General features: G+C 70.2%; 8 protein-coding genes. 5 read left to right on the top strand and 3 right to left on the bottom strand.

Features of this window, described 5'->3' with window-relative positions:
* Positions 1–327 (bottom strand): hypothetical protein (locus tag ACOADB_RS07280; protein ID WP_378597299.1); only part of this gene is annotated, 327 nt, incomplete at its 3' end.
* A 103-nt stretch (positions 328–430) separates the two neighbouring features.
* Here ACOADB_RS07280 and ACOADB_RS07285 point away from each other — a divergent pair.
* Positions 431–1,276 (top strand): GNAT family N-acetyltransferase, encoded by an 846-nt coding sequence (locus tag ACOADB_RS07285; RefSeq protein WP_378597300.1) that lies wholly within the window; start codon positions 431–433, stop codon positions 1,274–1,276.
* Positions 1,277–1,288: 12 nt separating this feature from the next.
* On the opposite strand, the gene ACOADB_RS07290 is transcribed toward ACOADB_RS07285, so the two are convergent.
* Complete coding sequence (locus ACOADB_RS07290; RefSeq protein ID WP_378597301.1) at positions 1,289–1,906, bottom strand: TetR/AcrR family transcriptional regulator; 618 nt, start codon at positions 1,904–1,906, stop codon at positions 1,289–1,291.
* A gap of 143 nt (positions 1,907–2,049) precedes the next feature.
* Here ACOADB_RS07290 and ACOADB_RS07295 point away from each other — a divergent pair, with 143 nt between their 5' ends.
* Genes ACOADB_RS07295 through ACOADB_RS07310 form a run of 4 tightly spaced genes read left to right on the top strand, consistent with a single transcriptional unit; the run spans position 2,050 to position 6,765 of the window.
* The gene (locus ACOADB_RS07295) at positions 2,050–3,801 is read left to right on the top strand and encodes a hydroxysqualene dehydroxylase (RefSeq protein WP_378597302.1); all 1,752 of its coding nucleotides are present in this window, start codon (positions 2,050–2,052) and stop codon (positions 3,799–3,801) included.
* A gap of 12 nt (positions 3,802–3,813) precedes the next feature.
* The gene (locus ACOADB_RS07300) at positions 3,814–4,182 is read left to right on the top strand and encodes a DoxX family protein (RefSeq protein WP_378597303.1); all 369 of its coding nucleotides are present in this window, start codon (positions 3,814–3,816) and stop codon (positions 4,180–4,182) included.
* A gap of 49 nt (positions 4,183–4,231) precedes the next feature.
* Positions 4,232–6,016 (top strand): proline--tRNA ligase, encoded by a 1,785-nt coding sequence (locus tag ACOADB_RS07305; RefSeq protein WP_378597304.1) that lies wholly within the window; start codon positions 4,232–4,234, stop codon positions 6,014–6,016.
* Positions 6,017–6,027: 11 nt separating this feature from the next.
* Positions 6,028–6,765, top strand: coding sequence for an HAD family hydrolase (locus ACOADB_RS07310; RefSeq protein WP_378597305.1), 738 nt, complete (start codon positions 6,028–6,030; stop codon positions 6,763–6,765).
* Positions 6,766–7,097: 332 nt separating this feature from the next.
* On the opposite strand, the gene ACOADB_RS07315 is transcribed toward ACOADB_RS07310, so the two are convergent.
* Positions 7,098–7,523: ferritin-like domain-containing protein (locus tag ACOADB_RS07315; protein WP_378597306.1), on the bottom strand; the 426-nt coding region annotated here is incomplete at its 5' end.

Consider the following 7,523-nt stretch of genomic DNA (forward strand, 5'->3'; position numbering starts at 1 on the left):
CACCGACCAGCCGACCAGGTCGGCCTCGCGCTCGCGGGCCAGCCCGGACATGAACTCGACGGCCATCCGGTTCACGCGATCGAGCCCGGCGGCGTCGTACCCGAGGAGGGCGGCGTGGTCGGGATTCGCCCGCCACGTGGGGGTCTCGAGGAGGAGCGGGGCGCCTGCCCGGACGGCGATGTCGACGTAGGCGCGGTAGTAGTCACTGAGCGCTTCGCGGCCGTCGGCGCTGTCCAGCAGCGGGAACGCGGCGAACTCGGGGAGCTCGATGCCGCGCAGGAAGAGGAGGTCGGTCTCCAGGCCACCGTCGGTCACGTGTCGGGTCATGTGGACCCTCCTTTCGGCAGGTCGGGCCCCGAGAACACTCGACCTCGGTTTTCTAGCACGCCAACCTGAGTGCCGACAGGGTTCGTGCCCTACGCTCGATTGCGTGTTGACCACCCGACACGGCGTGCGTGTCCTCGCGAGCGCCGACCTGCCTGCGTTCCTGGAGCTCGCGAACCAGGATCCGGTCGTCAACGTCTTCGCCGTGCACCGCGCCCACACCACCCGTCTCGAGCCGCGCTGGCTCGGCGGCGAGATGTGGGGTCGCTTCGAGGACGGCCACCTGGTCGCCGCCTGCCACGCCGCCGCGAACCTGGTGCCCGTCCAGGCAGGTCCCGACGATGCGCGTGCCTTTGCCGAACGTGCGCTCACCCGTCGTCGTACCGCCTCCACGATCGTGGGATCGCAGGACGCCGTCCGAACGATCTGGGGCCAGGTAGGACCGCACTGGGGCCACCCGCGCGACGTCCGATGGGACCAGCGGCACCTCGCCATCGACACGACACCGGCCATCGCGCCGGACCACGGCGTCCGCGCCGGGGTGCGCGACGACCTGGCGACGCTCTATCCCGCCTGCGTCGCCATGTACACCGAGGAGGTCGGAGTCTCGCCGGAGGCCGGGGGAGCCGGCGACCTCTACCGCGCCCGTGTCGCCCAGCTGATCGGGCGCGCCTGGTCCTTCGTGCGGTACGACGGCGACGAGCTCGTGTTCAAGGCCGAGGTGGCCTGCGCGACTCCGGATGCCGCCCAGATCCAGGGCGTCTGGGTGCCGGCGCACCGCCGTGGAGAGGGCCTGGCCACCGCCGGGATGGCTGCCGTCGTCCAGCAGGTCCGGGCGCGGATCGCGCCGACCGTGTCGCTCTACGTGAACGACTGGAACGTCTCGGCCCGGACGGTCTACGAGCGGGTCGGCTTCGTCGAGACGGCACGCTTCGCCACGGTCATGTTCTGACGCTGCGCGCGATCAGGCACCGATCCGGGGGAGGCCGTTCCACAGCAGGCGGGCAGCGATGTCGGTGACCTCGTCGAGGGTGGCGATCGGGTGGTCCTGCCACCACCGTGCCACGCCGTCGACCCCGGTGATCAGGAACTCGACGATGACCGTGGACTCCGTGGAACCGGCCACCACGCCCGAACGCGCAAGGTCCGGAGCGAGCATCATGGCGACCGCCTGCGCCCGGGCGGTGCGGTAGGCAGCGAGCACCTGGTCCAGGTCGGCGTCACCCGTCGGGATCGGGTCGACCAGGAGCCGACGAGCAGCAGGCCGTTGCCGGGCGAAGGAGAGGTAGGCGGCGATCGTGGAGCGCAGCCGGTCGTGACCCGCTCCCGCTCCCGTGATTCCGGCCCCGACCTCGGCGAGCATGGCGGCGTTCTGGCTGTCGAGCACCTGGACGTAGAGCTCGCGCTTGGACTTGAAGTGGTCGTAGAGGACGGTCCGCGTGACCCCTGCGGCGGTGGCGATCTCACCGACCGAGGAGGCGTCGTACCCGCGGTCGGCGAAGACCTCGACGGCGGCGGCCTCGATGCGCTGGCGTCGCGCTGGCGCGCTGAGCCGGCGCCGGACGGTCCCGGTGGTCGTCACGCGGTCTCCTTCTCGCTGGGGGTAACCCACAGTTGTGTCGGAACGGGCCTTCGTGGCTCTTGACCTCCTGTGGTTCGAGTCACAATACTCGCCTCCAACAGTTACCGACACCAGTGTCGGTTGACGTCATGGGGAGTCCACCAATGTCGCAGCGTCTCGATCGCCGTACCTTGCTCTCGTCGTCCGTCGCGGTGGGTGCCGGTGCGGCCCTCGCCGGGGTCGGACTGGCCCCCGCGTTCGCGGCCACGCCCGGCAGGAACGCCGTCGTCCTCGGTGGCGGCATGGCCGGCCTGACGGCCGCCCACGAGCTGGTCGAGCGCGGCTTCTCGGTGACCGTCTTCGAGCCGAGCGCGTGGGGCGGGAAGGCCCGCAGCATCCCGGTCGCCCGGACGGGGACCGGCGGCCGGGCGGACCTGCCCGGTGAGCACGGCTTCCGCTTCTTCCCCGGCTTCTACCACCACGTGCCGGACACCATGCGCCGGATTCCATTCGGTGCCGGCACGGTCGGGGACAACCTGGTCGCGGCCACCGGCGGCAAGTTCCTGCGCGGTGGCGACCACGCCGACGCGTTCGTGTTCGGCATCGGGCCCGACCCGGTGCAGCTGCTCACCGTCGACGGCCTGCGTCGCTTCCTGCTCGACAACCTGGGTGGACATGCCGTTCCGCCCCACGAGCTGGCCTACTTCGTCGAACGCCTGCTGGTGTTCCTGACCAGCTGCGACGAGCGTCGACTGGGACAGTGGGAGAAGGTCAGCTGGTGGGACTTCGTCGGCGCCGCCAAGCGATCGGGGCCGTACCAGAAGATCCTCGCCGCGGGTCTCACACGCAACCTGGTCGCAGCCAAGGAGACCATCGCCAGCACGCGCACCATCGGCAACATGGGGGAGGCCTTCGTCTACAACATCATGGGCCGCGGCAACGACGGTGCCCTCGACCGCGTGCTCGACCTGCCGACCAACGAGGCGTGGATCGACCCCTGGGTGACCTACCTGCGTGGACGCGGGGTGCGCTTCGAGAGCGGTCAGCGGCTGGTGCGCTACGAGGTCGGCGCCGGCCGCATCACGGCCGCGGTGCTCGCCGACGCGAACGGAACGACGAGTCGGGTCGAGGCCGACTGGTTCGTCAGCGCGATGCCGGTCGAACGCGTCCTGCCGACCCTCACGCCCGATGTCCTCGCGCTCGATCCCGGACTCAGGGGCCTGGCGAACCTGCAGACCGACTGGATGGTCGGCATCCAGTACTTCCTGCGAGACCACGTCGACCTCACCAAGGGCCACATCACCTTCATCGACTCGCCCTGGTCACTGACCGCGCTGACCCAGGGGCAGTTCTGGGCGGACCGGATGATCTCGCGGGACTACGGCGACGGTGACATCGTCGACGTCCTGTCCGTCGACATCTCGAACTGGGACGCGCCGGGCATCCTGTACGGCAAGCCGGCCAAGCAGTGCACGCGCCAGGAGATCGCCGACGAGGTGCTCGCGCAGGTCCGCGACCACCACACGATGGGGGACCTGCTGCCCGAGGGGATCATCCACTCGTGGTCCCTCGACCCGGGCGTGCAGTGGGATGCCAGCACCCTGCGCAACACGAACGAGACCCCGCTGCTCGTGAACACCGTGGACTCCTGGAAGAGCCGGCCGACGGCCCGGACCCGGATCCCGAACCTGTTGATGAGCGGTGACTTCGTGCAGACCGACATCGACCTGGCCACCATGGAGGGTGCCAACGAGTCGGCTCGCCATGCCGTGAACGCCATCCTCGACGAGTCGGGTTCGACCGCTGCCCGGGTGAAGACCTACCGCCTCTACGACCCGCCCGAGTTCAAGCTCCTCAAGCAGACCGACAAGCTGCTCTACAAGCTCGGGCAGCGCAACCTGCTGGACATCGTCTGACAGGGTGAGCGCATGTCCGTGCCCTTCACCGCCAAAGCAGTCACCGGCGCCTTCCTCGTCAGTGGTGTCGTGCACCTCGTCAAGCCCGAGGTGTTCGAGCCGCTGATTCCCGAGCAGCTCCCCGGCGGTCCGCGACCGTGGGTGGTGTGGAGCGGCGTTGCCGAGCTGGCCTGTGCTGCCGGCATGTTGCACCCGCGGACCCGGAGGGCTGCGGCCTACGCCAGCGCCGCACTGCTCGCCGGGGTCCTCCCGGGCAACGCGAAGATGGTCGCCGATGCGCAGCGCACCGACAACACGGCGTACAAGGCCGTCACGCTGGCCCGGGTGCCGCTGCAGGTGCCGATGATCCGCGGCATGCTCAAGGCCGCGCGAACTGCCTGAGGCGTTACTGGTTCGCGGTCCGGTACGACGCCGCCGTAGGCTGCGCGACGTGCTGATGAGGATGTCGACCCTGTTCGTCCGGACCCTTCGAGAGGACCCCTCGGACGCGGAGGTCCCGAGCCACCGTCTGCTGTTGCGGGCCGGCTACATCCGTCGCGCTGCGCCGGGCATCTACACCTGGCTGCCGCTCGGGCTGAAGGTGCTGCGCCGGATCGAGAGCATCATCCGCGAGGAGATGGACGGCATCGGTGCGCAGGAGGTCACGTTCCCGGCGCTGCTGCCCCGGGAGCCCTACGAGGCGACCGGCCGCTGGACCGAGTACGGCGACGGCATCTTCCGCCTCAAGGACCGCAAGGACGCCGACTACCTGCTGGGCCCGACCCACGAGGAGATGTTCACCCTCCTGGTCAAGGACATGTACGGCTCCTACAAGGACCTGCCGCTGAGCCTGTACCAGATCCAGACCAAGTACCGCGACGAAGCGCGCCCCCGGGCCGGACTGCTGCGCGGGCGCGAGTTCACGATGAAGGACTCCTACTCGTTCGACGTCACCGACGCAGGCCTGGAGGCGTCGTACCAGAGGCATCGCGACGCCTATGTCCGGATCTTCGACCGCCTCGGGTTCGACTACGCGATCGTCAAGGCGACCGCGGGCGCGATGGGTGGCTCGAAGTCCGAGGAGTTCCTCGCCAAGGCCGAGGTCGGCGAGGACACCTACGTCCGCTGCACGAACTGCGACTACGCCGCCAACGTCGAGGCTGTCGAGGTCCGTCCCACGCCCGTGACGGCGAATGCCGACAACGGCTGGGGCGGCGCGCCCGCCGCGCACGCCGAGGCGACGCCCGACACCCCGACGATCGCGACGCTGGTCGACCACCTCAACGCGGCCTTCCCGCGCGAGGACCGGCCCTGGCACGCCGGCGACACGCTCAAGAACGTCCTCGTCGTGCTCCGGCATCCCGACGGCACCCGCGAGCCCCTCGCCATCGGCCTGCCCGGCGACCGCGAGGTCGACCAGAAGCGCCTCGAGGGCCAGCTCGAGCCGATCGGGATCGAGGCCATGGACGAGGCCGAGCTCGCCCGCCACCCCGCGCTGGTCAAGGGCTACATCGGCCCCGGCGTCCTGGGTGAGGAGAACAAGACCGGGATCCGCTACCTCGTCGACCCCCGCGTCGTCGACGGCACCCGCTGGGTCACCGGCGCCGACGTCTCCGGCTCGCACGTCATCGACCTCGTGGCCGGCCGGGACTTCACGCCCGACGGCACGATCGAGGCTGCCGAGGTCCGCGATGGCGACGCGTGCCCGCACTGCGCCGACGGCACCCTCGAGTCCGCCCGCGGCATCGAGATGGGCCACGTCTTCCAGCTCGGTCGCAAGTACGCCGAGGCACTGGACCTCAAGGTCCTCGACGAGAACGGCAAGCTGGTCACCGTCACGATGGGTTCGTACGGCGTCGGCGTGACGCGCGCTGTCGCCGCGATCGCCGAGAACACGCTCGACGAGATCGGCCTGTGCTGGCCCCGCGAGGTCGCGCCTGCTGACGTCCACGTCGTGGTGGCCGGCAAGGACGAAGCACTCTTCACCGCAGCCGAGGAACTGGTCGCCGGTCTGATCGGTGCCGGACTCGACGTCCTGTTCGACGACCGGGCCGGCAAGATCAGCCCCGGAGTGAAGTTCAAGGACGCCGAGCTGATCGGCGTCCCGACGATCGTGACCGTCGGTCGCGGGGTCGTCGACGGCGTCATCGAGGTCAAGGACCGTCGTACGGGCGAGAAGAGCGAGCTGACGCTCGAAGGCGCGGTGGAGGCACTCGTTCAGCAGGTCGGGCGGTAGCGGTGGTCGAGGTGCGAGCGCAGCGAGCCTCGAGACCCGCCGGCATCGACGCGGTCATCTTCGACTGGGGCGGGACGCTGACCCAGTGGCACGACGTGGACTTCCACGCCGAGTCCATGGCGCTCGCCCAGGCGGTGCTCGCGACGCCCGACACCTCCGACGACCACCACGCGTTCGCATCGCGCCTGCACGGCGCGGGTGCCGCGGTCTGGGGCCGGAGTCGCGACCACCAGCAGAGCGCGAACATCGCGGACCTGTTCGACGAGGCCGGCCTCGACCACGACCCGGCCCTGCTGAGTGCGTACTACGACTTCTGGGAGCCCCACACCCTGACCGATCCCGAGGTCGCGCCGTTGTTCCGCTGGCTGCGCGGCGAGGGGATCAAGGTCGGCATCCTCTCGAACACGATCTGGCCCCGTGAGTGGCACCGCGGCTACTTCGAGCGCGACGGCGTCCTGGACCTGATCGACGGCGACGTCTACTCGAGCGAGATCCCGTGGACGAAGCCGTCGCCCGATGCGTTCCGTGCCGCCATGGACGCCGTGGGCGTCACCGACCCGGCTCGCTGCGTCTACGTCGGTGACCGGCTGTTCGACGACGTCTGGGGTGCCCAGAACGCCGGTCTCCGGGCGATCCACATCCCGCACAGCGTGATTCCGGCCGAGCAGATCGGCCACACGGAGGGCCGGCCCGACGGTGTCGCGCACCGCCTCTCGGAGATCCCGGACCTCCTCACTCCCTGGCGCTGAGCGGGGTGCGGACTGCAGGTTTCTGCACTGCACATTTATGAGGATCGATACTTACAGACCCTCGGGCCGTTCTGTTGCATGATTGTGCACAGGTGATCGGTGAGCCCCACCTCTCCCGTCACCCAAGACCGTTGTCCCCGGTCACCAGTGGTTCGCGGCCCCGTCTTCGGGGGACGTCTCGGGAGTCTCCCGGAGGTCGAGGCCGCGAACCACTGGCGTTTTTGCGCGAGCGTGTCTCCGGCACAGATCCGGGCGAGCAAGCTCGCCGTCGGTGCCTCCCGCCACGCTGCCGCGCTGGTGGCCCGCGCTGGTGGCGGCGCCAGTGCGGTGCTTCAGAGACCGGGGAGGCGTTCAGGCTTGCCGCCGAAGCCCAGCCCGCGCACCGCGGCATCCAGCAGTGCCTGCACCGCCCACGCCCGGTCCGGCCCGCTCGTGTTCGCCACCAGGTAGGCGTACGTCGACGCGGCCGACTCCTCGAGCGCGCGGGCGCGCACCTTGACCGCCGCCGGAGAGCCCAGGTCGGCGGGCAGGGCGTAGCCCGGCTCGGCGGCGACCGGCTCGCCGCCCGCGGCGACGATCACGCTGGTCAGGTGGTCGCGCCGGTCGCGGTGGAGGGCGTAGGCGCGGGTGAGCGCTCCGAAGAGGGTCGGCTGCCGCGACTGCGACGTCTGGGCGCCGAGCGCGCCGTAGACGAAGACGGCGCCGTGCTCGGCGGACAGGGCGACCTGCAGTGCGTTGACCGCACCGGTCGCGGCCCC

The organism is Nocardioides sp. CPCC 206348, from assembly GCF_048654705.1.
GTDB lineage: Bacteria > Actinomycetota > Actinomycetes > Propionibacteriales > Nocardioidaceae > Nocardioides.

Coding starts and splice junctions, on each gene's coding strand:
- ACOADB_RS07295 (WP_378597302.1), top strand. CDS start 2,050: ATGTCGCAGCGTCTCGATCGCCGTACCTTGCTCTCGTCGTCCGTCGCG.
- ACOADB_RS07300 (WP_378597303.1), top strand. CDS start 3,814: ATGTCCGTGCCCTTCACCGCCAAAGCAGTCACCGGCGCCTTCCTCGTC.